Source organism: Yoonia sp. D2-7 (assembly GCF_055809435.1).
The window spans coordinates 2,714,703-2,741,409 of sequence record NZ_CM147912.1 but is presented as its reverse complement, the minus strand read 5'-3'; the positions used below and the strand labels follow the sequence as shown (position 1 = coordinate 2,741,409).

Below are 26,707 nucleotides of genomic sequence, written 5' to 3'. Positions count from 1 at the left end.
CAACGAATTCGGAACGGCCCTCTTTGGGGATCAACCGTGTTCTGCTATTGCTATGCCATCGACAGGCAGGTGGATGAGATCGAACGATCCGGCACCAACAGAGCAGAGCAGGACAACCCAATGGCATTTGGCACCAAGACCTTCATGGTCGCGGCGTTCATGGCAGTCGCCGCATTCTTCGGAAGCATCGGCGCGTCAAACGCAGACACGTTGCACAGCGCACCGGTCAGCACGCCCATCAACTAGCGCATCCGCGCGGGCAGGTCTGTGATGGAAAAACATCGCGGCTTCCCAGGAAGATTACCCGGTACTGATTTTCAGTTTACCATTCGCCGCGGCACCAAAGACGGTGTCGCGACCGAAATCACGGAACGCACACGGCATCCCGACCGCAAACCAGCGGACAGGCGGGCTGATGCGGGGTTCATGCAGGCGCTTTGGGAACAGTTTGGCGACGAACCGTTCGTGCGCGGAAACCTGGATGCAGGACGGCTAAGTTGGTTGTTCGGGCGCGAGGTTATTCCGGCTGAAGATCCGTTTGATCCGCAAAGTTATGACGCGTTGCTTCAGATCGATACCGCACGTGCGCGGATCAGTTTCCCCGAAGTGCCGGGGCTGTAGTTATGGCACGTTTCGGCATGAATTCGCGTAGTGACCTGCAATTTCAGCAAGACTTAGCGCATCCGCGTTTCGGTTTTGTAGAAACCTTTGCAGGTTTGTGGGCGGCATGTCACCGATTGGGCACGCATAGTTGGACCCCACGTCTAATAGCCTACTGTCTCGTGCGTGACCCTCACTCCTACCGGTCTGCCCCTGCAAAGGGTCAGCCGGTTTCTTTTTTTGACGTATGCGCAAAAAAATGCCGGAACCTTTTGGTTGCTCTTGTTGTTACGTCCAATACAGTCGAATTATTGGCTATTGAAATTTCAAACAAAGGCACAAAAACATGCTTAAGAAAACTTGGATCATCGCAGCAGCTGCTTCATTCGCTCTCGCGGGTTGCTTGGAAACAGATTTGCAGCGTGGCGCTGTTGGCGCAGCCGCTGGTGCGGTTGCTGCAGATGCGCTTGGCACAGACCAAACAGCGACAGCACTTGCAGGCGCAGCAGCTGGCCTTCTGTGCGACGACGCAGGCATCTGCCGCGCGTCACGCTAAGACATTTCGCGCCACTCTGGCGCGTCACACTATCATGAACAGCCGTCAGGGTCCGTCCTTGGCGGCTGTTTTGCGTTCAAAGGACACCGCATATGTTTAAGAAAATCCTCATCGCGAACCGTGGCGAAATTGCTTGCCGCGTCATTAAGACTGCTAAAAAGATGGGTATCCAAACGGTCGCCATCTATTCGGACGCGGATCGCAATGCGTTGCATGTGAAAATGGCGGATGAGGCGGTGCATATCGGACCGGCCCCTGCGAACCAATCCTACATCGTGATCGACAAGGTCATGGATGCGATCAAGCAAACTGGTGCTGAAGCCGTGCATCCGGGGTACGGGTTCCTTTCCGAGAACTCCAAGTTTGCAGAAGCATTAGAGGCCGCTGGCGTTGCTTTCATCGGGCCGCCAAAGGGCGCGATCGAAGCGATGGGCGACAAGATTACGTCCAAGAAGCTGGCGAAAGAAGCGAACGTATCAACTGTGCCCGGTTTCATGGGTTTGATTGATGACGCGGAACACGCAGTGAAAATCTCGAATGAGGTTGGCTATCCGGTGATGATTAAAGCCTCTGCCGGTGGTGGTGGTAAGGGCATGCGTATCGCGTGGAATGATGAGGAAGCCCGTGAAGGGTTTCAGTCGTCTAAGAACGAAGCGGCCAATTCATTCGGCGATGACCGTATTTTCATTGAGAAATTCGTGACACAGCCGCGCCACATCGAAATTCAGGTGCTTTGCGACAAACACGGTAACGGAGTTTACCTGCATGAGCGTGAATGTTCGATCCAGCGTCGGAACCAGAAAGTCATTGAAGAGGCGCCAAGCCCGTTTCTTGATGAAGAAACACGTGCTGCCATGGGCAAGCAATCTGTCGCTTTGGCGCAGGCCGTTGATTATTCCTCTGCTGGTACTGTGGAATTCATCGTTGATGGTGACCGTAACTTCTATTTCCTTGAAATGAATACACGTTTGCAGGTGGAACACCCTGTGACTGAACTGATTACCGGCGTTGATCTGGTCGAACAGATGATCCGTGTCGCTTACGGTGAAACGCTGCCGATGAAGCAGGAAGATCTGAAAATCAACGGCTGGGCGATGGAAAGCCGTCTGTATGCGGAAGACCCGTATCGTGGGTTCTTGCCGTCGATTGGCCGTTTGACCCGTTATCGCCCGCCTGCCGAAGAGGCCACGCCGACGCGCGCTGTGCGCAACGACACTGGCGTCTTTGAGGGCGGCGAAATCAGCATGTATTACGATCCAATGATCGCGAAACTATGCACTTGGGCGCCGAACCGCGCGGATGCGATTGAGGAAATGCGCCTTGCGCTGGATGCGTTCGAGGTTGAGGGCATCGGGCATAACCTGCCATTCCTTGCCGCCGTGTACGACCATCCGAAATTTACGTCCGGCAACATGACCACCGCGTTCATCGAGGAAGAATATCCCGAAGGGTTCGAAGGAGTGACGCTGCCGGATGAGGACATCAACCGTATCGCCGCTGCCGCTGCTGCCATGCACCGTGTCGCTGAAATCCGGCGGTCACGTATTTCGGGCCGGATGGACAACCACGAACGTGTGGTTGGCGGTGACTGGGTTGTTCGCTTGCAAGATCAATCGCTTGAAGCGACTGTCGCTGCTGACAAAGATGGTGCGACCATCGGCATTGGCGACGATGTATTCCGTGTGGAAAGCGATTGGACACCGGGCCAGCCGCTGGCCAAGTTGATGGTCGACGGAAAGCCGTTGGTGTTGAAGATCAGCAAATTGCCGGGCGGTTTCCGCATTCGGTATCGCGGCGCAGATATGCCTGTGAACGTCTACACACCGCGTCAGGCCGAACTAGCCGCATTGATGCCGGAAAAGGTTGCGGCGGATACGTCCAAATTGTTGTTGTGCCCAATGCCGGGTCTGATCGTCACGGTGAACGTCGAAGTTGGTGACGAAATCCAAGAAGGTCAGGCGCTGTGCACCGTGGAAGCCATGAAAATGGAAAACATCCTGCGGGCCGAAAAGAAATGCGTCGTGTCCAAAATCAATGCGGCGGCGGGTGACAACCTTGCCGTTGATGACGTGATCATGGAGTTTGAGTGATCCGCGCCATCCCCTATAACGGGGGCAATGCCCCCGTGCGCCGGTCGCTGATTTCCTGCTGGCGTAACGGCATCTTGTCGATGGAGCGTGACAATTCACGCACGTCCCAAGGGGCCGGTTTACGCAATTCGACTTGGCCGGCTTTGTCCATCAACACCATCATGAACGCACGCGGGCGCAGTTTTCGGCGCAAATCGCTTAGCGTGCTGGTATCGGTGTCGGCAATCACGATCACGTCACGTTCGATCAGTTCGTCCATCCGCGCGGTGATCAATTCCATTTGTTCGCGGAACAACGGGTCGTTTTCGCCTTGGCCAAACACAACAAGTGCGCGCAATTGCCACTGCAGATCGTCGAGATCGACCTCGTCTGGGGCGAACACTTTTGCGGGGTCTGCCTGCCACGCCTCAAACGTATTAGCGCTGGCGGCAAATGGGGCTGCGATCAGCGCTGCAATCATCAAAATTCTCTTCATACCAAAAGATATAGGTGCATTTGTGCGGATTGCTAACCCTGCATCCAACTTATCGCCCAACACCGGAGCCTGACATGATAGATAAAGCCAAATGGTCCGAAATCGCCGCGAAAGAACTGCGCGGCAAACCACTGGACGACCTGACGTGGAACACGTTGGAAGGCATTCCTGTGCAGCCGCTTTATACGGCTGATGATACCGCTGATCTGCCACATATGGGCGGGATTCCGGGGCAGGCGCCTTACACCCGCGGCGTAAAGGCCACGATGTATGCGGGCCGTCCTTGGACGATCCGGCAGTACGCGGGTTTTTCGACAGCAGAGGAATCCAACGCGTTCTACCGCAAGGCGTTGGAGGCTGGTCAGCAAGGTGTGTCGGTAGCGTTCGATCTGGCGACGCACCGGGGTTACGACAGTGACCACGAACGGGTTGAAGGTGACGTTGGTAAGGCTGGCGTGGCGATTGATAGCGTCGAGGATATGAAAATTCTGTTCGACGGCATCCCGCTGGATAAAGTCAGTGTTTCCATGACGATGAACGGTGCAGTTATTCCAATTTTGGCGAATTTCATCGTGACTGGTGAAGAACAAGGCCACGATAAATCGCTGCTCGCTGGTACGATCCAGAACGACATTCTGAAGGAATTCATGGTCCGCAATACCTACGTCTATCCGCCCGAGGCATCGATGCGGATCATCGCGGATATTATTGAGTATACGGCCAACGAGATGCCGAAGTTTAACTCGATCTCGATCTCGGGCTACCACATGCAAGAGGCGGGCGCGAACCTTGTCCAAGAACTCGCCTTCACAATCGCGGACGGTCGCGAATATGTGCGCACAGCGATTGCAGCGGGCATGGACGTGGACAAATTCGCGCCGCGTCTGTCGTTCTTTTTCGCCATCGGCATGAACTTTTTCATGGAGGCTGCGAAACTGCGGGCAGCGCGTCTGCTTTGGTCGCGCGTTATGGCAGAATTTGAACCGAAGAACGAAAAATCGTCTATGCTGCGGACCCATTGCCAGACGTCTGGCGTGTCGTTGCAGGAACAAGACCCGTACAATAACGTCATTCGCACGGCTTACGAAGCGATGTCGGCGGTCTTGGGCGGCACGCAATCGTTGCACACGAATGCCTTGGACGAAGCCATTGCTTTGCCGACCGACTTTTCAAGCCGGATCGCGCGGAATACGCAGTTGATTTTGCAAGAAGAAACCGGCGTGACCAATGTCGTCGACCCACTTGCAGGGTCTTACTACGTTGAAAGCATGACGCACGAATTGGCCGAACAGGCATGGGCGATCATCGAGGAAGTCGAAGAAATGGGCGGCATGACCAAGGCCGTCGCATCGGGCATGCCGAAACTGCGGATCGAAGAAACCGCTGCCAAACGCCAAGCGATGATCGACCGTGGCACCGAAGTGATCGTCGGGGTGAACAAATACCGAAAAGACAACGAAGACCCGATTGATATCCGCGATATCGACAATGCCGCCGTACGGGATGCGCAAATCGCGCGGATCGAACGAACGAAGGCAGGGCGTGATCAGGCGGCATGTGACGCTGCATTGGCCGAACTGAGCCGTCGTGCGGAAGAAGGCGGCAATCTGTTGGAGGCAGCGGTCGCGGCATCTCGCGCACGCGCAACTGTTGGAGAAATCTCAATGGCGATGGAAAAAGTATTCGGGCGTCACCGCGCCGAGGTGAAGACATTGGCAGGCGTTTATGGTGCGGCCTACGAAGGTGACGCAGGTTTTGCCGCGATCCAGAAATCTGTTGATGACTTTGCAGAAGAAGAAGGTCGTCGCCCGCGCATGCTGGTCGTGAAAATGGGCCAGGATGGGCATGATCGTGGTGCAAAGGTCATCGCGACTGCCTTTGCCGACATTGGTTTTGACGTTGATGTTGGGCCATTGTTCCAGACGCCTGCGGAAGCCGCCCAAGACGCCATCGACAACGACGTGCATGTGATCGGCATCAGTTCGCAGGCCGCCGGACACAAAACGCTGGCCCCGAAATTGGTTGAGGCGCTGAAAGAAGCCGGTGCCGAGGATATCATCGTGATTTGCGGTGGCGTGATCCCGCAACAGGACTATCAGTTCTTGTACGACAGTGGCGTCAAAGCGATCTTTGGACCGGGCACGAACATCCCGAAAGCCGCCGAAGATATTCTTGGCATTATCCGCGAAACACGGGGCTAGATGACCTACCAGCTTGATCATATCGCGATTGGCTGCACTGACCTTGCACAGGGCGTCGCGTGGGCCGAAGAACGGCTGGGCGTTAAGTTGCAGGCGGGCGGACAGCACGCGCATTTCGGGACGCACAACCGGCTTCTGGGCTTGGATGACGGGCTGTACCTAGAGGTGATTGCAAAGAACCCAGACGCGCCCGTTGATCGCCCAACTTGGTTCGAATTGGACAATTTCACCGGACCGCCACGCCTTGCCAATTGGATTTGTCGCAGTAATGACGTTGAAAATGCACAAGCGATTACAGGGCCGCCCGTGGCGCTGACACGGGATGATTTGCACTGGCAACTGACGGTTCCGGATGATGGATCGCTACCGATGCAAGGCGGGTATCCATCGCTTTTGAAATGGGGGGCAGGGATTACGCCGCCGTCCGGATCATTGCCTGCCAGCGGTGTACGCCTGACCAAATGGGAGGTGTGGCACCCGCAAGCCGATTGGCTGCGCGAGGCGGTCACCCTTGATACTGACGTTGTTCGGTTTCAGTCTGGTCCGGTCGGTTTCAAAGCTACCTTCGAGACGCCAAACGGGACCGTTGTGCTGTGATCATTCGCTCCGCTACCCGCGCTGATGCGCCCATGGTGGCGGAGATCATGAACCAGATTATTACCGATACGACTGCGACCTTTACGACCGTGACAAAATCAGTTGATCAGGTCGCGTCAGAAATTTCGCCGCCGCAACCCTGCCTGGTTGTTGATTTCGACGGCGATGTTGCGGGCTACGCGCGTTATTTCAGTTTCCGCACTGGCCCCGGCTATGCGCATGTCGCCGAATATTCGATTGCCTTGTCCGAAGTCGCGCAAGGGCACGGCACGGGGCGGGCTTTGTTAAATGACCTTTGCGACCTCGCGCGTTCTAACACGATAAAGCAGATCATCGGTGCTGTAAGCAGCGACAATGATGCCGCGATCAAGTTTCATCTTTCCAACGGGTTTACGCAGGTCGGGCGACTGCCTGACGCGGGGCAAAAGTGGGGCAAATCGCTTGATCTCATTTTTATGCAAAAACGGCTCTGACATCCGGGGCACAAACCGCTAAACTTGGGTCATGTCGATTTGGTCCCGCATTGCTGACGCGCTGTCTGCCCTTACCTCTGGTGAAGGGTTGTCTGCTGTGTTTGATCGATTGCGGACGTCGCCGGACAAATCGGTGGCGTTTACCATCGCAGTCATCGCTTTGGGGGCAAAAATGGCCAAAGCGGACGGCCACGTGACCCGTGATGAGGTCACGGCCTTTCGCGAAGTGTTCCACATCGCGCCCGAAGATGAGCCCAAAGCGGCCCGCGTTTTCAACCTCGCTCGGCAGGATGTGACCGGTTTCGACGACTACGCACGCCGAATCAAAGCGATGTATGCGCAAGACGACGCGCCGCTTTGCGATCTGATGGAAGGGTTGTTTCACATCGCGTTGGCGGACGGCGAATACCATCCGAACGAAAACATCTTCCTTGAAGAAGTCGCTGGGATTTTCGGGTTCAGTCACCAAAGATTTACACGCATTCGGTCGCAATTCGTGCCAGATGCTGATCGCGATCCCTATGACGTTTTGGGCGTGCCTACAGGCGCGGACATGGCAGCCGTGCGCAAGGCATGGCGCCAATTGGTGCGCGAAAGCCACCCAGACCAGCTGCGCGCACGCGGGGTGCCGGAAGAGGCCGTGAAACTAGCTGAGGCGCGCCTCATTGCCGTGAATAAAGCGTGGGAACAGATTAACGCGGCGCGGTCCAATCATGACGATTTCACGCCCGCATGACCAAGCAACTGCGCATCGCCACTTATAACGTGGAATGGTTCAACACCTTGTTCGATGATGCGGGTGCTTTGCATAATTCCGACGAATGGTCGGGGCGGTGGGATGTTACGCGCGCCCAACAAACAGCGGCGCTGGGGCTGGTGTTTCAGGCGATGGATGCCGATGGCATCATGATCATCGAAGCGCCTGACAGTAGCCGTAACCGCGACGGTGTCACTGCGCTGGAAACATTTGCTGCGCATTTTGGGTTGCGGGCACGCAACGCCGTCATCGGGTTTACAAATGATACGCAGCAGGAAATTGCGTTTCTCTACGATCCCGATGTGATTACGGCGGTGCATGATCCGATCGGCGATCTGGATGTCGAAAGTCCTGCACCGCGTTTTGATGCCGAATTGCGCGTCGACCTTGATTCTGACGCGGCGCTTGATGTGGTCAGGTGGTCAAAACCGCCGCTGGAAATTGCAGCGAAGGTCGAAGAAAAAGCGTTTCGTTTCATAGGTGTGCACGCGAAATCAAAGGCCCCGCATGGTGCGCGCAATGATGCGGAAGCTGCACGGATTTCCATTCAGAACCGCCGCAAACAGCTCGCGCAATGTATCTGGCTGCGGCAGCGGGTGAACCAACACCTTGATGCTGGCGACGACCTGATCGTGATGGGCGATTTTAATGATGGTCCGGGGCTGGATGAATTCGAAAAGCTGTTTGGCCGTTCAAGTATCGAAATTGTGCTGGGGGAAGAAAACGCAGCCCCGCTATATGATCCGCACGCGGCGCTTGTTCTTGGACGCCGGATCGGCGTAGCCCCTGCGACGTCGCGGTTCAAGCAGCGCAACGGGACTTATCTGAACGCGCTTTTGGATTACGTTATGGTGTCACCGGACCTGTGCAAAATGGATCCAAACTGGCAGATTTGGCACCCTTTTGATCACCCCGCCTGCTATGACAATTTGCCGTTGCGCGAAGCCTTGCTTGCTGCGTCTGACCATTTTCCTGTCACGCTTGACCTGGCGCTTTGATTTGGAAAACCGGCATCGTGTCCCTATATTATAGGCATGAAACAGATATTGATCCCCGTTTTCGCCCTGTCCCTTGCCGCAAGCCCGCTTGCTGCGCAAACCGATGCGCCCGCACCCGAAGATGATGGCGTGAGTCTGATGGAAGAGGGGGCCAAGTTGTTGTTGCGCGGGCTTTTGACGGAAATGGAACCCGCATTGGATGATCTACAGGACCTCGCCGAAGAGATGGGGCCGCGGATGCAAATGCTGACGGATCAAATGGGGCCTGCCTTTGCCGACCTGTTGGATCAGATCGACGATATCACCCAGTATCAGGCGCCAGAGTTTCTGCCGAACGGGGACATTATTATTCGCAGACGCGATGACGCGCCGGAATTTACGCCTGAACTGCCTGAGGACATCGAACTTTAGCGGGCTATTTCGCGAACTTGACCTTGCCCGTGCCGTTCAGCGCCGTTGCGAGTGCATTAAATCGAGCCTCGGCGACTTCACCGAACAACGGTTCTGCGTCTTTGGTCAGCCTTAGATGCAATTCGCCTGACTTTGGTTTCCACTTGAGCGTGCCGGGGTCCTGTTTGCCATCGACCCACAACATGGCCCCCAAACGCATGGCCCGCCCAAGGATTTCGGCGTCCTTGATTTGCCGATCATCCAGCATGTCGATCAGATCACTAAACCGCCCGCCGCCGGGTTTCGACGTGTAGCGATACATCAAAGCCAAGCCCATGAAGACCCGTTCGTAGTGCTTCAACCCACCAAGATTGGCGCGGGTCGCGTTGTCGAACGTCACCTCTGCGCGATAATCCGGGTGCGCACGCCAACTGACATCATGCAGCAAGCAGGCAGCCTTAATGATCCGTTTGCGTTGCCAATTTGCGCGTGGAAACAATGGCTTGACGAAGTCGTACAGGATACGACCAAAGCCGGGCAGGCGCGCATCTTTGCTTTCGGCAAAACGACAAGCCTCGATCAATGGATCACGTTCGCGCAGTTCGCGCGGCATTTGTTCGTACAGCATCCCTTCGCGGATGCCATAGGATGAAATGGCGATGTCTTTGGGTTTGAATTTGCGGACCAGTGATTTCAAAACGAGAATGGCCAACGGCACCAGCGACATCCGGCTGTCGGAGATATGGCATTTCGCCCGCAATTCCTGCAGGTCGGATTTGGCGATGTAATCCGCTGTTTTCGACACCTGACGCGCTGTCATCCGGTATTCATGCAGTACGGTCAGCGGATGACCGCGCCGTTCCATATCGATCCGCGCAATGGCCCGCCATGATCCACCGACCAGAAAGAGACGCATCGCTTTGGGCGTGCCCATTTCCGCGTGCAATTGGGTCATGACTTCGTTGATGTGGGCTTTTTTCGCTTTCTTGCCGCCTTTGATATCTCGCAGTTTCAGCGGACCAAGCGGGGATGTCACACGTCGGCCAACGCGCCCTTCGGCGAGATCGGCTAGTTCCAAGGACGACCCGCCAATGTCACAAACCAGACCGTATGATCCGGGCCAGCCGAGCAAGACACCTTGGGCTGACAAACGTGCTTCTTCACGCCCATCAATGATCCAGATTTTGATACCTGTTTTGCGTTCAACTTCATCGCGGAAATCGCGGCCATCGGATGCTTCGCGTACCGCTGCTGTAGCGACGGCTGTCAGCGGGGTAATGCCCATGCCTTCGGCCAATGCGGCGAAGCGGCGGATGGCGGATAAGGCACGAACGCGGCCTTCGGGGTTCAGACGTCCGGATTCCGACAGGCCTGCGCCCAAGCCGCACATGATTTTTTCGTTGTAAAAATAGGCGGGCGACCGCGCTGCGCCATCAAACACAACCATCCGGACAGAGTTGGACCCAACGTCGATCACGCCAACGCGGCCAAGTCCCATGGCGGCTGCATCTTCGAATAAAGGTCTGCCAAATCCGCCCCAGTCGATGGCGTCGTCAGAGCTGTCAGGTCCCAGCATGGTGTCTCCCCTTATTCGTAGAACGACCTTGTGACAGGCATGCCCCGCATGTCAATTCACAGCGAAGGTTAAGCTGGGTCTTCTTCGGTATGCGTCAACTGTGGCACGTCGGATGCACCCGCTGATCCGCGCCCTGACAGCGACGGATTTTCCATGAAGAAGCGGTGGCAGTTAAACGCAAATTCGCCATCGGGGATGATAGGACGAGTGAAATCGCCTTCCGGCCCCATGACCCAGCTTTGCGCCACATCATGAAGGTTTGCTGCCATAATCTGACTGACGATTTGGGCTTTAACGGTGTTGTTCTTGATTTCGACCAGTGTTTCGACACGGCGGTTCAAGTTCCGGCTCATCCAATCGGCAGAGGAAATGAACACAGCGGCCTTTTTCGACGGCAGCTTGTGACCGTTTCCGAAACAAACAATCCGGGAATGTTCCAGAAAACGCCCGACAATTGATTTCACACGGATATTTTCGGACAATCCAATCACGCCGGGCCGCAGGCCACAGATGCCGCGGATCACCAGATCAATCTTCACGCCTGCCTGTGACGCTTCGTACAGGGCGTCAATCACGTCGCGTTCGATGAGTGAATTCATCTTGGCCCAGATCACGCCGGGTTTGCCGTTTTTGACGTTCTCGATTTCGCCTTTGATCCGTTCAAGCAATGTCTTTTTCAGATCAATCGGCGAAATGGCGAGATTTTCCAGACCTTCGGGTTGGGCGTAACCAGACAGGTAGTTGAACACTTTTGTGGCGTCGCGCCCAAGTTTGGCGTCACAGGTGAAAAGACTAAGGTCGGTGTAAATCCGAGCAGTGATAGGGTGGTAATTGCCGGTGCCAAAGTGCGTGTAGGTGACCAATTTGCTGCCTTCGCGGCGCACAACAGTGCTGATCTTGGCGTGGGTTTTGTAGTTCAGGAAGCCGTACACGACATGCGCGCCGGCCCGTTCCAGACGCCGCGACTGGCGGATGTTGGCAGCTTCGTCGAAGCGGGCCTTGAGTTCGACGAGCGCTGTGACCGATTTGCCGTCTTCGGCGGCTTCGCATAGTGCCTCGACGATCGGGGATTTGCGCGATGTCCGGTACAGCGTCTGCTTGATCGCAACGACGTTAGGGTCGCGAGCAGCTTGGCGCAGAAACCGCACGACCATGTCGAAGGTTTCGTAGGGATGGTGCAGCAGCATGTCCTTTTGGCGGATGGCTGCGAACATGTCGCCGTCGTGGTCTTGCACACGTTCAGGCACGCGTGGGGTGAACGCGGGCCAAAGCAGGTCGGCGCGGTCGTCGATGACCAGTTCCTTGAGGTCGGCGATGCCGATAAGCCCGTTTACCTCGACCATTTCGTCTGCCGTCAGGTGCATTTCGGCCATGATAAACGCCTTGAGCGTATCGGGCGCACGCGCCGCCATTTTCAGCCGCACGACTTCACCACGACGCCGGCGTTTCAGGGCGGTTTCAAATTCGCGGACCAGATCTTCGGCTTCGTCCTCGACCTCCAGGTCGCTGTCACGCAGCACACGGAACGCGCCGTGGCCCTTTAGTTTGTAGCCTGGGAAAAGCTGTCCCACATGCATCAACAGCAGTTCTTCGAGCGGCAGGAACCGGTGGCCTTTTTCGGTTGGCAGCGAAATGAAACGGTCAATCTGCGCGGGCACAGGTAGCAGGGCGCGCAACGGGCGTTTGTCACTCGCGCGTTCCAGATCGAGCGCCAGCGCGTACCCTTCATTCGGCAAGAACGGGAACGGGTGCGCCGGATCGATTGCCAAAGGGGACAGGACCGGAAACACCTGATCCAAGAACATTTCGCTCAGGAATGGTTTGTCGTCTTCGGTGATCGTCGCACGGCTGAGCAGATGCATGTCTTGCTCGGCCATCTCGGCAATCAGCGTCCGGAACACGTCCTGCTGACGGTGCAATAGCGCGCGCGCATCGACGTCGATCAGTTTCAACTGTTCGGCTGGCGTGCGACCGTCCAAACCCGGGGTCACGTTGCCAGCAAGGGCCAATTCACGCAGGCCTGCCACGCGCACGGTATAGAATTCATCAAGGTTGGTCGCCGAAATCGATAGGAACCGCAGGCGTTCTAACAGCGGCACGCGCGGGTTTTCGGCTTCTTCAAGCACGCGGTTGTTGAAGCTAAGCCAGCTTAATTCGCGGTTCACGAACCGCGCGTCAGAGGTCATATCGAGATCAAGCGATTGCGGCGCGGCCGTATCGCTTTCTAGGAAGTCTGCGTTAATCATGGGCCCTGCTTAAAGCTGAAAAGCGATGGTTTTATGACGGTTTAGCGGTGATCTTTGCAGGTTAGACTTCGGCCTCTACTTGCGCAAGGACCTGACCTGCCAGCTTTTCGTTCACGTCCCGTTTGTGGGTCAATGCCGCAGCATCCATCGCTTCGACGATTTCAGCAGCAGCACGGAAAGATCGTTCAATCCGCAGTGTCAGATAAGACGGCAGTTTCGGGGATGGCATGATTTGACGGTCGGCGAACAATTTCATGATGATCGCCGTCAGCAGGTCATCGTCAGGATCACCGATCACAGTCGGGGTCGCAGCCTGCATGCGGCTTGCCAGATCGGGCAGCGCGATGTTCCAACGCGTTGGTGCGCTGCGGGCGGTGATCAGCAGCGGCAAACCAACGTCGCGCATATGGTTATGCAGATGGAACAGGGCCGTTTCGCCCGATGCGGTCAGGGTTTCGATATCTTCGATCACGACGGGTTTCTTCGGGCGTGTCATTTCGCCGGTCAGGGTCGCCGCAGGAATGATGATCGCGTCTTCGTTGGTTGCAAAAACACGGGCCAGATGGCTTTTGCCGGACCCTTCAGGGCCAGTCAGAACCAGTTTACGTTCAGGCCAGCTGTCGACGTGGGTGACCAGCACGTAGGCCGCAGCATTTGCTTCGGACACGAAAAAGTCCCCAGCCGTCAACGCGACCCCAGCCGGAAGGTCGAATGTAAGTTGCTCTGCCATCTATTAGGCGCCTGACTTGCCGCGGTACAGCAGGCTTTCTTTGTATTTCGTGATCCCGAAGCGGATCAGAACGCCAATCATTGCCGCCACAGGAACGGCAACCAGCATGCCAACGAATCCGAACAATGCGCCAAAAACCGACAATGCGAAGATCAGCCAGACAGGATGAAGGCCCACGGAATTGCCAACAAGGCGCGGCGTGATGATGTTGCCTTCTAGGAATTGGCCCAACGCAAAGATCGCAGCGACAGCGGCCATCCAACCCCATTCGCCCCAGAACTGGAAGATGGCCAGACCAATCGCCAATGCGCCGCCAACCAACGCGCCGACGTATGGGATGAATGTAATCAAACCCGCGAATGCCCCAACGACCAGCCCAAAGTTCAGTCCGACAGACATCAGACCGACCGCGTAAAACGTCCCCATCACGAGGCATACCGTGCCTTGACCCCGAATGAACGACGCCAATGTGCCGTCAATTTCGCGGGCCAGATGGCGCAATGTATCGGCGTGATCCAGCGGGATCAGGTCATCAATACGGGCAACCATGTTGTCCCAGTCAAGCAGAAGGTAGAATGCGACAACAGGCACAACGACCAACAAAACAAGGACGTTCAGAAGCCCTGCGGCAGAGCTTAGCAAGCCACTGATCAGTTCGCCGCCCTTGGCTTGGATCGTTTCACCAATCGCGAGCAACTGTTTGTAGATGGTGCTTTCTTCGTCCAGCAAGGCGGGGAAGTTTGTCGTCAGGAATTCGCGTAGACGTGCAGGCGCGTCAGGTGCTGCTTCGACCAACGCGGTTGCTTGGGTGACAAGCGTCGGGATGACCAAGAGCACCAACAGAATGAAGATCAGGAATGCGGCGAGGGTGATCAGCGTGACGGATAATACACGACTAAGACCCATTTTTTCGAGCCGGTCCGCTACCGGATCAAGGCAATATGCAATCGCCCCGCCAAGGATGAACGGCATGATTACGTCGCCCAAGACCCACAACACACCGCAGAACACCGCTGTCGCGACGCCCCAATAGACCGTTTGTTGTTGCACGCTCAGCGCCATGTGACTTCATCCCCAGCTAGTTCCCTAACAAATGGGACAAAGGGGCCGGAGGCGCAAGTCTGGACGTGTATTCAAGTCTCGGACTGACCATCCCGAAAAACGGCCAGCCCGTTAATTCGGCTTAGTGGCAAGCAGGGCGCGTGCCCGGCAGCAGGACTTTGTCGATGACGTGGATCACGCCGTTGCTGGCTTGGATATTTGCGACAACGACGTTGGCTGTGTCGCCTGTCCCGTCAGCGATTGAAACGCCACCGTGGCTGGTGATGCACAGGCGTTCGGATGCCAGAACCGGCTTGTAATAGTTCGAACCAGCCGCGAAATCGGACGCCTGCAGTTCGCGGTCGTCTACGTGGTACAGCAGAACGTTGGTCAATTGGTCTTTGTTTTCAGGCTGAAGCAATGTGGTGACTGTGCCTGCTGGCAGTGCGTCGAACGCATCGTTCAATGGCGCATAGACCGTGAATGGACCCGGACCGGACAGCGTTTCGGCAAGGCCTGCTGCGCCGACGGCAGCGACGAGTGTAGAGAACCGGTCGTCCGCGGCGGCGATGTCGACGATTGTGTTGGCTTTGGCTGATGCTGCAAACATGGTCAGTGCGGCTGCTGCGGCGATTGCGAAGGTTTTGGTCACGGTCATTTTTCTTCCCCTAAAAGTGTTCCGTCATGCGTTGGTGCATGTGATAAGGGTTACGCGGGTTTTGTGGGGCTGGTTCACTTGGCTGACAACAATGTCAGACCTGTGAAATCTTTGATCCAAAACCGCGCTAGATACGTCGCGCGACCTTGCCACGCTGGCGTGCGGCCCTTAAACCCGTTCGCTGAAACATCCCTCGTGATAAAGGTCGCCTCCCATGCGCATGAGCCGCTACTTCCTGCCCGTCCTCAAAGAAACCCCGCGCGAGGCGCAGGTCGTGTCGCACCGCTACATGCTGCAAGCAGGCATGATCAAGCAGGCCAGCGCTGGTATCTATTCTTGGCTGCCATTGGGCTACAAAGTCCTGAAAAAGATCGAAAACATCGTGCACGAAGAACAGGCCAAGGCCGGTCACCACGCGATGCTGATGCCAACGATCCAGTCGGCTGATCTGTGGCGCGAAAGCGGGCGTTATGATGCCTACGGCGATGAAATGCTGCGGATCAAAGACCGTCACGACCGCGATATGTTGTTCACGCCAACGGCTGAAGAACTGATCACCGACATTTTCCGCGCCAACGTCACGTCTTACAAAGACCTGCCGCTGACGATGTACCAAATCCAGTGGAAATTCCGCGACGAAGTCCGCCCACGTTTTGGCGTGATGCGTGGTCGGGAATTTTACATGAAAGACGGCTACAATTTTGATCTGACAAAAGAAGATGCGCTGCACGCCTATAACCGTCACCTCGTGTCGTACCTGCGGACATACGAACGCATGGGCCTGAAGGCGATCCCGATGCGGGCTGATTCCGGTCCGATCGGTGGTGAGGATACGCATGAATTCCTCGTGCTCGCCGAAACCGGTGAATCCGAAGTGTTCTACGATAGCGCCGTTACTGACCTGACCTTCGGCGACCGCGAGATCGATTTTGATGACAAAGCGGCCTGTGCGGCAGTGATGGAAGAATTCACCACGAAATATGCCCGTACCGACGAAACGCATGACGAGGCGTTGTTCAACGAGGTGCCCGAAGAACGTCGCAAGACAGCCCGCGGCATTGAAGTTGGTCAAATCTTCTACTTCGGGACTAAGTATTCTGATGCGTTGAACGCTGCTGTCGATGATGGTCAGGGTGGCAAGGTGAACGTTCACATGGGGTCGCACGGTATCGGCGTGTCCCGTCTGCTTGGCGCGATCATCGAAGCGTCACACGACGACAAAGGTATCATCTGGCCAGAAGGCGTGACACCGTTCGACGTTGGTATTCTGAACATGCGTGCGGGCGATGAAGCTTGCGACGCGGCGTGTGAAGACCTGTACAAGCAGTTCATCGCGGCTGGTCTCGATCCGCTTTACGATGACCGTGATGAACGTGCAGGGGCCAAGTTTGGCACTATGGATATGATCGGTCTGCCATGGCGGATCACTGTTGGCCCGCGCGGCATCAAAAACGGTGTTGTCGAAGTCACATCGCGCCGCACCGGCGAGAGCGAGGAAATGCCTGCCGCCGATGCAATCGCGAAGATCAAAGCGATCTACGCGGCGCTTTAAACCGCCTTTGCGATGATAAAAGCTGAGCGGCCCGGTTCGGGCCGCCAGTTCTCTACGATTTCGAAACCGGCGTCGCGGATATCCTGAGCCAACGTGTGTGACGCGATCGGCACCACCTTCGGGATGAGCCTTGTGGCTGAAAGAAGCGGCAACAGCCGTGGCAAGATACCGGACATATCACCCAGACAAACTGTGGTGCTGACGAAAAATCCGCCCGTTTTGATCAGGCGTCGGACGTCGGCCAAAGCCGCGCGATGATCAGGCAGTAAGTGCAGAATATTCATGCCAAGAATGATATCGTAGCTGGCATTGCTTGCCGGCCAATTGCCCAATTCGGACACTTCAAACTGCAGGTTTTGCACCGTTTCCGCCTTGGCCCGCGCGATTTCGATCATGTTCCGGGAATAGTCGATTCCCGTCATCTGTTTCACAAATGGCGCATGGATCACGGCGGTTGATCCCGTGCCGCAGCCGAATTCTAGCGCGTCCATGTCAGGGTGCATGACCGCTTGGGTCATTGCCAGTTTTCGTTCGTAGGCGGCGACATCCGCGATGTCGGACTTTGCATAACGTTTGGCCATCAGGTTCCAAAATGTAACGTCGCGGCTCATGCGATTGCTCCTGCTGTTGTGCGGGGCTGCGCCCTGCGAATGATCCATTCTGCGAACACAATGCACGCGGCCCAAGATCCGATAAAGATAACGTCAGACATCAAACCTGACGGAGGCGTTCCCGTGATCAGAAAGATCGGTAGGAAGGCGACAGACACCAATGTGGCGCCCATCCCAATCGCATAGGCGCGGATCATCCAGTCGCGGTGACGCGGGATATCGCGGGCTCGGATGGCCTGCATGGCGATGCCTAATGCAATTGCCAATGCGATCCCGAATACTAAGCGACCTATGTTCACCAGGTCGCCTGCGGCGGAGGGAAACGACCCCAATAGGCTCAGCGAACTGAGTGCCAGACATGCGCCTGCCAAGACGAAAACGCGGCCCATGATGCGGTGAAGCTTGCCGAATTTGCGGGCCAAAACGCGGCCAAATTGAATTGGGCCCAACACACCAAAGACGATCCCGCCGACCACATGGACAAAGTGACTGATTGGTGCAGTGGCGATCCGTGCGCTTTCTGCGGGCAGGGTGCCTGTTGGGATTTGAACAGCTTGGATTGACGCGAAAAGAATTGTCATGCCGCTGATCAAAAACAGTACCAACGGCACCACAATAGGGCGCACAAGAATGCGTTTCATAGGAATAACCTTTGTTGGTTGACTAAGGGTCGTACTTAAAAATTTCGTCTAGGTTTTTGCCAAAGACAGCCGCGATCTGGAACGCGAGTTCTAACGTCGGTGAATATTTTGCGTTCTCGATGGCCATGATGGTTTGGCGGGTGACGCCGACCTTTTCGGCTAAGGCTTTCTGGGTCATTTCATCCGCGTCAAAGCGGCATTTGCGGATCGTATTGGTGATATGCGACTTGGCCATGTTTTAGATGCCAAACCGGTAGGCCGCGACCTTGGTCACGTTCCCGACCAAATCAGCCACCGCGAAGCTGACCAAGATCATGTTGAGACCACCCAGCGCCGTCCAGCCCATCGCCATGCCGATCAGGGCTGCGATAAAACCCATGCTGGCGACGATCATCGTTGCAATGGACCCCCGTCGTCCGATCATGGTGTCGCGTTCGTCGGTGAGAGAGCTGGGGTTCGGCGTGTTCGTGATGATCGCGTGCAAGATATTGAACGCGATTGTCAGGGCAATCATCAAAACGATGCAGACCGGGATCATCCACAAAACATCTTGCGCCCAAACGCTTGCGCCGTTCGGCCCGTCGTAAAGACCAGCACCCCAGTTACTGCGGATTTTGCTGCCGAAATAAAGGATGACAATCAGGCTGGTGATGATGCCTGCAAAGGTATTGCGTTCTTCGTGGGACATGGTGGCCTCGGGTTAATGATTCTGTACTCAAAGTATAATATCTTTTACACTGAGTCAATAATACCAGACACGTCACCCCAAAATCGATCTCCCCGAATCTGATTTTCATGGTAAAGTTTTCAAAAATACAGGCAGGCAAACATGACACTTTCCCATACCCGTTGGGCGGATAGATGATCCGCGTCCTTTCATTATGTGCAGGACTTTGCGGGGCAGCTGTTTTGTCCCAATATCCTGAATTTGCACAGCAATATGTCCAGCGTCTAGCCGGACAAGTTGATGCGTTGGATGTGGTCGTCGCGGATTTTGACCAGTCTGCGTTGGACGCTGGGCTGACGCGATCGCAGGCTTTGGCGCAATTGTCCGGCACTGCATTTCTGGATGCCCGCCAAGCGGATATGCAAACGACATTTGCGCGGCATACAGCGTTGACGACAGCGCTGAGCCAACTGCGCAGCGCGACAGAGATGGAGCGTCTGGCCCTGTTCCATCGGGTGAACGATGCGGAAATTCTGCGCAACACGTGGGCTGATTTCGCGCCCGCTGTGCCGATAACGACTGCGGGGCTGACGTCTGCCGCTGCTGGGTTTCTAGGTGGTTGGGCTGGCTTGGGGGCCATCCTGGCGCTGCTTGCGCTGCCCTTCCGCCGTCGCCGGACGACATCCGCAAAACCCGATCAAGTTTCAATTCGCCGCGATCCACCGATCCGGCGACCACACCAAAATGTAAGCCAGGCACCGCGCCTGATGGGGGAGACAAGACCTTGAAAGCATTGATCACATGGGGCGGCTGGGATGGCCACGAACCAGATAAAGTCGCCGAAATTTTCCGGTCCATTATCACGGACGCTGGCGGCATGCCTGACGTCACCGACAGCCTTGATTGCTTCGACGATCCGGACAAATTGAAGACTTACGACCTGATAATTCCGGTCTGGACCATGAGCGATATCAGCCGTGATGCCGCGACCAACGTGTCAGAAGCCGTTGCGCATGGCACAGGTCTGGCAGGCTGTCATGGGGGGATGTGTGACGCGTTTCGCGGGGTGCCGTTGTGGCAGTTCATGACGGGGGCCAATTGGGTGGCACATCCGGGCGGTGACGGGGTGAAACATCGGGTGCAGATCACATCTGACGATCCGCTTGTTGCGGGTATCGGCGATTTCGACGTCGAGACAGAGCAATACTACCTGCACGTCGATCCGGCAAACGAAGTCCTCGCGACAACCCGCACCGATGTCGTCGATTGGTATCACACGCCGAACGGCGCTGTGGATATGCCGGTGGCTTGGACGCGGACGTGGGGGCTTGGACGCGTTTATTACAACGCGCTGGGCCATCAAGCGAATGTTGTGGCCGATGGGCCTGCCTTCGAGATGATCAAACGCGGTGTGCTTTGGGCGGCTGGTAGTAAAGAGGCCGCGAAAGGTCGTGATCTTCGCCCGCTGCAAACGGCCGGCAATCACTGGTGATGTAGTGCCCCGACTTTGCGGTCGGGGCGCCGTTTTTTAAGTGTCGCGGCGATATGGCAATGCCTGTAGAACGCCGAACGTCACTTCGAATGCCAGAAACCCGTACAGAATTGGGCTGCCCCCGTTGCTAAGTGCCACGATCATCCACGTTGAAAACGCGAAACGCCCGACGGCATCGTAACGCGCTAGTCGTAAGTCGTCCCACCTGATCCGCAACACGGTCCAGATCAGGACAACCGTGCCAGCCATATTAGCGAAAAGGACCGCGTAGGTGTCCAGTGTGGGTAAGGGTGCGAGCCCGAATTGAGTGTGAATGCTGCCCATGGTTGCCCACAACATGGCCAACGTGATCGGCGTGGCGAGCGGCCATGTGACGATCAAATCGTACCACGATCCTATCCGGTAAATCCGCCGGAATGTTGTTTCCGATAGCATCTGCAATTTCCTTTCTTGCAATTGACCGGATCGCCCTACACCTTGGAGTATGATCCAAGGTCAAGAGGTTTATCATGCGTATCGGGGAACTTGCAGATTCACTGGGTGTCAGCACCGACACGATCCGGTTCTACGAAAAACGCGGATTGATCGCGGCAGACAGACGGGCCAATGGGTACCGCGATTTCAGCCCCGCGACGGTGCAATTGCTTAAAATGATCCGGCTCGCGCAGCAGCTTGGATTTACACTGCGCGAAATCGCGGATCTGACGTCAGCATTGCAAGATGCACAGATGTCGTCGGACGATGTGGGCGGATTGCTGCAAGCCAAGATCACTGAACTCGAAGCGAAAGCTGCGAACATCCTGTCTTTGCGTGATATTCTGCAAACGCGGCTGAATGACGTTTGTCCGCTCGGGCTGCATCCCAGCGCTTGACCTTGCACCCCGCAAGCCCCAGTTTGCAATCCGAGCAGTAGGAGGCCGAAAATGGCAGGCAAAACAGCCCCATTTGCGAAATTTGAGTGGATGATCGCGTGGCGTTACATTCGGGCGAAACGGGCCGAAGGTGGTGTCAGCGTCATGACGTGGATCAGCCTGATCGGCGTGACGCTTGCAGTGTTCGCATTGATCGCGACTTTGGCCGTGCGGTCCGGGTTTCGGGCGGAATTTGTCGACACGATCCTTGGCTCGAACGCCCATGTCGCCGTTTATCGCCAGTCAGAGGTGGTACCGGATTCGGGCCGCTACACGCAGCTGATTAAGGGCTACGATGAATTGGCGACTGACCTTGCCGCTATCCCAGGTGTCACGCGGACAGCACCGTTGGTGCGCGGTCAGGTGATGGGCAACTACAGCGATAATAACGCGGCTGTGGATGTTTACGGCATTTCTTTTGACAATCTTCTAACGATCCCACGTATCGCCAACCCTGAGGATTCGTCAGGCGATATCAATAACTTCGAGGACGGCATTGCGATTGGGTCAGCGTTGGCGAAAGACCTTGGCGTTGGGGTCGGCGACCGGATCAAGATCATTTCGCCCAACGGGGCACGCACCGCACTTGGCACCACGCCACGGGTGAACGTTTATGAAGTCGTTTATATCTTCACGGCTGGCCGCTACGACATCGACAAAATCCGCGCTTATCTGCCGATCGCGGAGGCGCAGTTATTCTTTAACCGCGACGGCGTCGCAACCGAGATCGAAGTCATGGTCGAAGACCCTGACGAGATCGAAAAGTACCTGCCACAGGTTATGGCGACCATCGGTGAAGGCGGCTACGTCTGGACGTGGCGCGACAGCGCCGGCGCATTTTTGCGCGCGCTTGAAGTCGAGGACAACGTGATGTTCGTGATCCTGTCGATCCTCGTTTTGATCGCGTCGATGAACATTATTTCGGGCCTGATCATGCTTGTTAAAAACAAGGGTCGCGACGTCGGTATTCTGCGCACAATGGGTCTGACCGAAGGGTCGATCCTGCGGATTTTCTTCATCTGCGGGGCAGGGATCGGAACGGCGGGCACGTTGTTTGGTGTGATCTTGGGCTGTTTGTTTGCGCTTTATATCGACCAAATCTTTGGCTTTGTGAATTCCATCGGCAACGGCGGCGTTTGGGACCCGTCCATTCGGGGCATCTATCGGTTGCCTGCGGAACTGCAGTTGAAAGACGTGGTCTCTGCGGTGACGTTGTCATTGTCGCTGTCGTGGATCATCACCATTTTCCCTGCGCGTCGTGCGGCACGGATGAACCCCGTTGAGGCGCTGCGCTATGAATAACGTTTTGAATGTGGCCGGGATCACAAAGACCTATAACAAAGGCAAACCCAACGCGGTGACCGTGCTTCAAGGCGCTGATTTGGCTGTTGCTCCGGGTGAAGTTGTGGCGTTGGTGGCCCCGTCCGGTGCCGGTAAATCGACGCTTTTGCACATCGCGGGCCTGCTCGACAGTCCGGACGACGGCACGGTGACGATCAATGGCACCGATATGACGAAACTGTCGGATCGCAAACGGACGGCGGTGCGACGGTCTGAGGTCGGTTTTATTTACCAATTCCACCACTTGCTGCCCGAGTTCACAGCGCTAGAAAACATCGTGCTGCCGCAACTGGCGAATGGCGTTGCGGAAAGTGCGGCAACAGAACACGCGATGGACCTGCTTGGCAGGGTTGGCGTTGATACGCGGGCCAAACACCGTCCCGCTGCCTTGTCGGGCGGTGAACAGCAACGGGTCGCGTTTTGCCGCGCATTGGCGAACAATCCGTCGCTTTTGTTGGCGGATGAACCGACAGGCAATCTTGACCCTGACACATCGGATCGGGTGTTTGACGCGCTGATGGAATTGGTGCGTGGGACTGGTCTGTCTGCTGTGATCGCGACACATAACCTCGAATTGGCCGCACGGATGGACCGGACGGTACGGATGACCGCAGGCACGTTGGCACCTGTCTGACGAAACCGCAAAGGAAGAGACGACATGCAAGTGACTGTGCCTGAAATCTATGATGCCTCGTACGCCGCATTGATCCATCACGGCGCGGGCACAGAACAAGCGGCCCATGTTGCCAAGGCCGTCGCGCGGGCCGAAGAAACAGGCAATGTCATCTGCGGTCTGTATTATCTTGAAAGCTACTGCACGCAGCTGAAGTCTGGACGGGTCGATGGCCAAGTCACACCAGTCGTGTCTGCGCCGCGCCCCGCGTCCATCATGGCAGATGCGAAATTCGGTTTTGCGCAACCCGCCTTTGCCGCAGGGCTGCCCCGCGCGATAGAGGCCGCGCGCGAAATGGGAATTGCAACGTTGTCGGTCGCGCATGCACATACGTGTACATCGCTGGGCTTCTTTACCGAACAAATCGCGGCGGCGGGTTTGATTGGGATCGGGATGACCAACGCGTCACCCGTGGTCGCGCCACCGGGTGGGAACAAGGCCGTGATCGGCACAAACCCGATTGCGATGACGGTACCGGGTGATCCCGCGCCTGCAATGCATTTCGACTTTTCAACCTCTGCCGTGGCATTGGGCAAGATCACGATGGCGAAAGCCGCAGGCGAGACTATCCCGCTTGGCTGGGCCGTTGATCAAGATGGGCACCCGACCACCGACCCAGAGGCGGCGCTGAAAGGCGCATTGGTTTCTGCTGGGGGGTACAAAGGGTGGGGCTTCGGCCTGATGGTGGAACTGTTGGCCGCTGGTCTGACGGGCAGCGTCAATTCGCTTGACGTAAGTGGGTTAAAACTGCCGGACGGCGCGCCTCACGGGCTTGGTCAGTTCTACATTCTGATTGATCCGGCAACCCACGGGGACCATTTCGCGGATCGGTTTGCGCGTGTGGCGGACGCGATTGCAGAACAAGGCGGCGGACGCATTCCCGGCGCGAACCGCAAGGTTCTGGTCGATGTTGACGTACCTGACGCGCTTTGGGCGTCTGTGAAGGGCCTGTCTGCTTAGGCTTTTTGAGTGATGAAAACGCCTGCTGCCATGACGCATATGCCCGCCGCACGTGTTGCGTTTAGCGGTGCGACGTTAGCACCAAACAAACCAAAGTGATCAATCGTTGCTGCTGCAATCATTTGTCCAATCAGGACGAGAAACACCGCGTTACCAACACCGATAACCGGTGCGATCCAAGTGATAGACAGGACGTAAAACGCGATTAGCACGCCACCAAGCAGCAGATGTTTGGGGGCTGTCGCGATTTTTGCAGCGGCCTGCGGAGCGGTCAAAAGCGCCACTATGGCCGCCGATGCAAAAGCGACCAAGAACAACGTGGCAGCTGCAACAGCGGGTGACCCAATCGTCCGGCCAAGCGCCGCGTTCAATGCGGCCAGCACGGGCACGCCGATACCAGCGGCGAGCATGATAAGATAGGAATTGTGCATCTGGGCTCCTCATATATGACTAGCTTAGAAGCAGTCTGATCCATATCAAAGTAACAACTGTCAATTTCGGCGACGCTCGGAAAAACGAACAAAAACAGGGAGGCCAAGATGCGACTATCGGCACTTTTCATTCCACTCATGCTGGCGGCATGTGTTGAAGAACTTGAAATTCCAGATGGACGTGCATCGTTCATGGAAAATTGCGCAGGCTGTCACGGTGTTGACGGTAAAGGGTCCGGTCCGCTTGTCACGGGCGTTGGGCTTATCGCGGCGGATCTGACAATGATTTCTGCGCGCAACGGGGGAACCTTCCCACGTCAGGACATTATGGCGATCATCGACGGTTTGAACCGCGATCCGCACTTTTCCAATGCGATGCCGGAATTTGGCGCAGGTGATCTAGGCGAAGCTGTGATTGTCGAGGGTGAAGATGGTCTTGGGACGCCAACGCCAGTCGGGTTGATCGCGCTCGCCGATTACCTTGAAAGCATCCAAGAGCTTTAACATTCCCGTGACCCACGCAAACGTGTGGTGAAACTTTGGGTGATCCTGTTACGTGACTTGGTCAACAGGTCACCTAAAGGAGCACCCCATGACGTTTTTCCGTACTTTAGCGATTGCAGCGACTTTGGTCGCAAACACCGCGGCCGCCGGCCCGGTCAGCTTTTCCAGCGGCTGGTCCGAGCAAAAACTGTCGCTGTTTTCCAACAATCGCTACAGCTTTGGAAACACGTTGAGCATGACGTCCGACGGTGGCGTATCAATTGCGTGGAAACGCATTCCACAAAGCGACTGGCAGGCGACAAACGGGCGGTGGAACTGGACGGTTGAACAATCCGTGCCGGCGACGGACCTGCGCCAAAAAGGCGGCGATGATCGGAATATTTCGCTCTACTTTGTATTTGTGCCCGATGATCAGGCGGCAGGTCTGCAAAACGCGAACATCCGGCAACTGCTGGGCAACGATGACGTCCGCGTTCTGCTGTACGTGTGGGGCGGAAACCATGCACGTGGATCACAGTTCCAGTCACCGTATCTGCGGGGCCAAGGCGTGAATGTGATGCTGCGGCAGGCGGGCACAGGATCGTATAGCGAAAACGTCAATCTGGCTGCGGATTATGCGCAGGCGTTTGGTGGCCAGCCGGGATCGCTTGTGGGGATTGCTGTGTCCGGCGACAGCGACGACACGGACAGCACGATCCGCGCTGCCATCGGCAACCTGACGCTTAACTGATGCGGTGGTTTGCTGCATTGGCGCTTGCGATCCTTCCAACCGGAGGGATGGCATGCGGCGCCGACACGGATTGTATCGTCGGTGACCGTAGCTACCGGATTGCAATGCCAGACACCGTGGAAAACCCCGGTGCTATCGTGTTTTCACACGGGCATCGCGGATCAGCGCGCGGGGTCATGAACAATGGCGGATTGCGCAGGCTAGCGGCGGACATGGGCTATGCGTTGATCGCGGCAAATGGCGTGGATGGGACGTGGGACCTGCCGGGTAGCCCGTCAAATCCGTCATCGGACGGGGCAGGCGAACTGGCCTATTTCGAAGCTGTCTTAGACGATGCAGCAACGCAGTTTGGCATCGATCAAGACAATATCATCGCAACCGGTTTTTCGGCGGGTGGGATGATGACGTGGAACTTGATTTGCGACCGATCCAATCTGCTGCGGGCGGCTGTGCCGATGTCCGGCACGTTCTGGGAAGACATCCCAACCACCTGCGACACGCCACCCATTAGCGTTATCCACATTCACGGCGACAACGACCCAACCGTGCCCCTATCAGGACGCGCGATCAGGACGTCGCACCAAGGCGACGTCCCGACGGCCCTTGGCATGTACGCACGCCACGGAGGCTTTGGGAACGCGGTTTCACAGCAAGTGGGCGGACTTGACTGTGCTGTGCGCGATAATGCCGAAGATCAAACGTTGGGGTTCTGCATGTTTGAAGGGGGACATTCGTTCCGGCTTGAACATCTGCGTGCAGCGATCGAAATGTTGCCGAACTAATTAAGTCGGGTGGCCAACGGGGGA

32 protein-coding genes are annotated in these 26,707 nt (G+C 56.3%); 19 read left to right on the top strand and 13 right to left on the bottom strand.

Annotated features, from left to right (window positions below):
- Positions 1-50 precede the first annotated feature (50 nt).
- Positions 51-239, bottom strand: a complete 189-nt coding sequence (locus tag AC0L7R_RS13575) for a hypothetical protein (RefSeq protein WP_247125978.1) — start codon at positions 237-239, stop codon at positions 51-53.
- 31 nt (positions 240-270) lie between these two features.
- Between AC0L7R_RS13575 and AC0L7R_RS13570 the strand changes: the two genes are divergently transcribed.
- The 3 genes from AC0L7R_RS13570 (at position 271) to AC0L7R_RS13560 (ending at position 3,246) form a co-directional block, all read left to right on the top strand.
- Positions 271-621 carry a hypothetical protein gene (locus tag AC0L7R_RS13570; RefSeq protein ID WP_247125979.1) on the top strand — a complete coding sequence of 117 codons (351 nt, stop codon included), beginning with the start codon at positions 271-273 and terminating at the stop codon, positions 619-621.
- A 325-nt stretch (positions 622-946) separates the two neighbouring features.
- The gene (locus AC0L7R_RS13565) at positions 947-1,156 is read left to right on the top strand and encodes a hypothetical protein (protein ID WP_247125981.1); all 210 of its coding nucleotides are present in this window, start codon (positions 947-949) and stop codon (positions 1,154-1,156) included.
- A gap of 92 nt (positions 1,157-1,248) precedes the next feature.
- Positions 1,249-3,246: an acetyl-CoA carboxylase biotin carboxylase subunit gene (locus AC0L7R_RS13560; protein ID WP_473657396.1), complete on the top strand. Its 1,998-nt coding sequence runs from the start codon at positions 1,249-1,251 to the stop codon at positions 3,244-3,246.
- 13 nt (positions 3,247-3,259) lie between these two features.
- Here AC0L7R_RS13560 and AC0L7R_RS13555 read toward each other — a convergent pair whose 3' ends face one another.
- Complete coding sequence (locus AC0L7R_RS13555) at positions 3,260-3,706, bottom strand: DUF4174 domain-containing protein (RefSeq protein ID WP_473657395.1); 447 nt, start codon at positions 3,704-3,706, stop codon at positions 3,260-3,262.
- A gap of 89 nt (positions 3,707-3,795) precedes the next feature.
- On the opposite strand from AC0L7R_RS13555, the gene scpA reads away from it, so the two are divergent.
- From scpA to AC0L7R_RS13525, 6 genes are read left to right on the top strand one after another with little or no spacing between them, the layout of a single operon-like run.
- Positions 3,796-5,922 (top strand): methylmalonyl-CoA mutase, encoded by a 2,127-nt coding sequence (gene scpA / locus AC0L7R_RS13550; protein WP_473657394.1) that lies wholly within the window; start codon positions 3,796-3,798, stop codon positions 5,920-5,922.
- A complete protein-coding gene (locus tag AC0L7R_RS13545) occupies positions 5,923-6,519 on the top strand; it encodes a VOC family protein (RefSeq protein WP_473657392.1) in 597 nt (198 codons plus the stop codon).
- The gene (locus tag AC0L7R_RS13540) at positions 6,516-6,992 is read left to right on the top strand and encodes a GNAT family N-acetyltransferase (protein WP_473657391.1); all 477 of its coding nucleotides are present in this window, start codon (positions 6,516-6,518) and stop codon (positions 6,990-6,992) included. The genes AC0L7R_RS13545 and AC0L7R_RS13540 overlap by 4 nt, the downstream gene beginning before the upstream one ends.
- Positions 6,993-7,023: 31 nt before the next feature.
- Positions 7,024-7,728 (top strand): TerB family tellurite resistance protein, encoded by a 705-nt coding sequence (locus tag AC0L7R_RS13535; protein ID WP_473657390.1) that lies wholly within the window; start codon positions 7,024-7,026, stop codon positions 7,726-7,728.
- An 8-nt stretch (positions 7,729-7,736) separates the two neighbouring features.
- Entirely contained in the window at positions 7,737-8,747 is a 1,011-nt protein-coding gene (locus tag AC0L7R_RS13530) for an endonuclease/exonuclease/phosphatase family protein (protein ID WP_473660423.1), read from the top strand.
- A 36-nt stretch (positions 8,748-8,783) separates the two neighbouring features.
- Complete coding sequence (locus AC0L7R_RS13525) at positions 8,784-9,158, top strand: hypothetical protein (protein WP_473657389.1); 375 nt, start codon at positions 8,784-8,786, stop codon at positions 9,156-9,158.
- A gap of 4 nt (positions 9,159-9,162) precedes the next feature.
- Here AC0L7R_RS13525 and AC0L7R_RS13520 read toward each other — a convergent pair whose 3' ends face one another.
- From AC0L7R_RS13520 to AC0L7R_RS13500, 5 genes are all read right to left on the bottom strand, one after another.
- Positions 9,163-10,713: a Ppx/GppA phosphatase family protein gene (locus AC0L7R_RS13520; RefSeq protein ID WP_473657388.1), complete on the bottom strand. Its 1,551-nt coding sequence runs from the start codon at positions 10,711-10,713 to the stop codon at positions 9,163-9,165.
- A gap of 68 nt (positions 10,714-10,781) precedes the next feature.
- Positions 10,782-12,959 carry an RNA degradosome polyphosphate kinase gene (locus AC0L7R_RS13515; RefSeq protein ID WP_473657386.1) on the bottom strand — a complete coding sequence of 726 codons (2,178 nt, stop codon included), beginning with the start codon at positions 12,957-12,959 and terminating at the stop codon, positions 10,782-10,784.
- A gap of 61 nt (positions 12,960-13,020) precedes the next feature.
- Positions 13,021-13,689 carry a P-loop NTPase family protein gene (locus AC0L7R_RS13510; protein ID WP_247126001.1) on the bottom strand — a complete coding sequence of 223 codons (669 nt, stop codon included), beginning with the start codon at positions 13,687-13,689 and terminating at the stop codon, positions 13,021-13,023.
- A gap of 3 nt (positions 13,690-13,692) precedes the next feature.
- Entirely contained in the window at positions 13,693-14,751 is a 1,059-nt protein-coding gene (locus tag AC0L7R_RS13505; RefSeq protein WP_473657385.1) for an AI-2E family transporter, read from the bottom strand.
- Positions 14,752-14,872: 121 nt separating this feature from the next.
- Positions 14,873-15,388 carry a fasciclin domain-containing protein gene (locus AC0L7R_RS13500; protein ID WP_473657383.1) on the bottom strand — a complete coding sequence of 172 codons (516 nt, stop codon included), beginning with the start codon at positions 15,386-15,388 and terminating at the stop codon, positions 14,873-14,875.
- Between the two features lie 214 nt (positions 15,389-15,602).
- Here AC0L7R_RS13500 and proS point away from each other — a divergent pair, with 214 nt between their 5' ends.
- Entirely contained in the window at positions 15,603-16,940 is a 1,338-nt protein-coding gene (proS, locus tag AC0L7R_RS13495) for a proline--tRNA ligase (RefSeq protein ID WP_473657382.1), read from the top strand.
- On the opposite strand, the gene AC0L7R_RS13490 is transcribed toward proS, so the two are convergent.
- Genes AC0L7R_RS13490 through AC0L7R_RS13475 form a run of 4 tightly spaced genes read right to left on the bottom strand, consistent with a single transcriptional unit; the run spans position 16,937 to position 18,880 of the window.
- A complete protein-coding gene (locus tag AC0L7R_RS13490) occupies positions 16,937-17,551 on the bottom strand; it encodes a methyltransferase domain-containing protein (RefSeq protein WP_473657380.1) in 615 nt (204 codons plus the stop codon). The two genes, proS and AC0L7R_RS13490, sit on opposite strands and share 4 nt — an antisense overlap.
- Complete coding sequence (locus tag AC0L7R_RS13485; RefSeq protein WP_473657379.1) at positions 17,548-18,192, bottom strand: DUF2306 domain-containing protein; 645 nt, start codon at positions 18,190-18,192, stop codon at positions 17,548-17,550. Before AC0L7R_RS13485 ends, AC0L7R_RS13490 begins: the two co-directional genes overlap by 4 nt.
- 22 nt (positions 18,193-18,214) lie before the next feature.
- On the bottom strand, positions 18,215-18,427 hold the full coding sequence (locus tag AC0L7R_RS13480; RefSeq protein ID WP_247126011.1) for a helix-turn-helix transcriptional regulator: 213 nt from the start codon (positions 18,425-18,427) through the stop codon (positions 18,215-18,217).
- Between the two features lie 3 nt (positions 18,428-18,430).
- The gene (locus AC0L7R_RS13475; RefSeq protein ID WP_247126012.1) at positions 18,431-18,880 is read right to left on the bottom strand and encodes a hypothetical protein; all 450 of its coding nucleotides are present in this window, start codon (positions 18,878-18,880) and stop codon (positions 18,431-18,433) included.
- A 173-nt stretch (positions 18,881-19,053) separates the two neighbouring features.
- On the opposite strand from AC0L7R_RS13475, the gene AC0L7R_RS13470 reads away from it, so the two are divergent.
- Positions 19,054-19,647, top strand: a complete 594-nt coding sequence (locus AC0L7R_RS13470; RefSeq protein ID WP_473657378.1) for a DUF2937 family protein — start codon at positions 19,054-19,056, stop codon at positions 19,645-19,647.
- Positions 19,644-20,351: a ThuA domain-containing protein gene (locus tag AC0L7R_RS13465; RefSeq protein WP_473657377.1), complete on the top strand. Its 708-nt coding sequence runs from the start codon at positions 19,644-19,646 to the stop codon at positions 20,349-20,351. The genes AC0L7R_RS13470 and AC0L7R_RS13465 overlap by 4 nt, the downstream gene beginning before the upstream one ends.
- Before the next feature lie 36 nt (positions 20,352-20,387).
- On the opposite strand, the gene AC0L7R_RS13460 is transcribed toward AC0L7R_RS13465, so the two are convergent.
- Entirely contained in the window at positions 20,388-20,786 is a 399-nt protein-coding gene (locus AC0L7R_RS13460; protein ID WP_473657376.1) for a hypothetical protein, read from the bottom strand.
- 74 nt (positions 20,787-20,860) lie between these two features.
- On the opposite strand from AC0L7R_RS13460, the gene AC0L7R_RS13455 reads away from it, so the two are divergent.
- From AC0L7R_RS13455 to AC0L7R_RS13440, 4 genes are read left to right on the top strand one after another with little or no spacing between them, the layout of a single operon-like run.
- Positions 20,861-21,223 (top strand): MerR family transcriptional regulator, encoded by a 363-nt coding sequence (locus AC0L7R_RS13455; protein WP_473657375.1) that lies wholly within the window; start codon positions 20,861-20,863, stop codon positions 21,221-21,223.
- A 51-nt stretch (positions 21,224-21,274) separates the two neighbouring features.
- A complete protein-coding gene (locus AC0L7R_RS13450; RefSeq protein ID WP_473657374.1) occupies positions 21,275-22,564 on the top strand; it encodes an ABC transporter permease in 1,290 nt (429 codons plus the stop codon).
- Positions 22,557-23,237, top strand: coding sequence for an ABC transporter ATP-binding protein (locus AC0L7R_RS13445; protein ID WP_348108547.1), 681 nt, complete (start codon positions 22,557-22,559; stop codon positions 23,235-23,237). The genes AC0L7R_RS13450 and AC0L7R_RS13445 overlap by 8 nt, the downstream gene beginning before the upstream one ends.
- Before the next feature lie 24 nt (positions 23,238-23,261).
- Complete coding sequence (locus AC0L7R_RS13440; protein ID WP_473657373.1) at positions 23,262-24,236, top strand: Ldh family oxidoreductase; 975 nt, start codon at positions 23,262-23,264, stop codon at positions 24,234-24,236.
- Here AC0L7R_RS13440 and AC0L7R_RS13435 read toward each other — a convergent pair.
- Complete coding sequence (locus AC0L7R_RS13435) at positions 24,233-24,667, bottom strand: DMT family transporter (protein ID WP_348108549.1); 435 nt, start codon at positions 24,665-24,667, stop codon at positions 24,233-24,235. The genes AC0L7R_RS13440 and AC0L7R_RS13435 overlap by 4 nt on opposite strands.
- Positions 24,668-24,775: 108 nt before the next feature.
- Between AC0L7R_RS13435 and AC0L7R_RS13430 the strand changes: the two genes are divergently transcribed.
- The 3 genes from AC0L7R_RS13430 to AC0L7R_RS13420 all read left to right on the top strand — a co-directional run bounded on the left by AC0L7R_RS13430 (position 24,776) and on the right by AC0L7R_RS13420 (position 26,683).
- Positions 24,776-25,171, top strand: a complete 396-nt coding sequence (locus tag AC0L7R_RS13430; protein ID WP_473657372.1) for a c-type cytochrome — start codon at positions 24,776-24,778, stop codon at positions 25,169-25,171.
- Between the two features lie 88 nt (positions 25,172-25,259).
- Positions 25,260-25,901, top strand: a complete 642-nt coding sequence (locus AC0L7R_RS13425) for a DUF3047 domain-containing protein (protein WP_473657371.1) — start codon at positions 25,260-25,262, stop codon at positions 25,899-25,901.
- Positions 25,901-26,683 carry a prolyl oligopeptidase family serine peptidase gene (locus AC0L7R_RS13420; RefSeq protein ID WP_473657370.1) on the top strand — a complete coding sequence of 261 codons (783 nt, stop codon included), beginning with the start codon at positions 25,901-25,903 and terminating at the stop codon, positions 26,681-26,683. The genes AC0L7R_RS13425 and AC0L7R_RS13420 overlap by 1 nt, the downstream gene beginning before the upstream one ends.
- Positions 26,684-26,707: the final 24 nt, after the last annotated feature.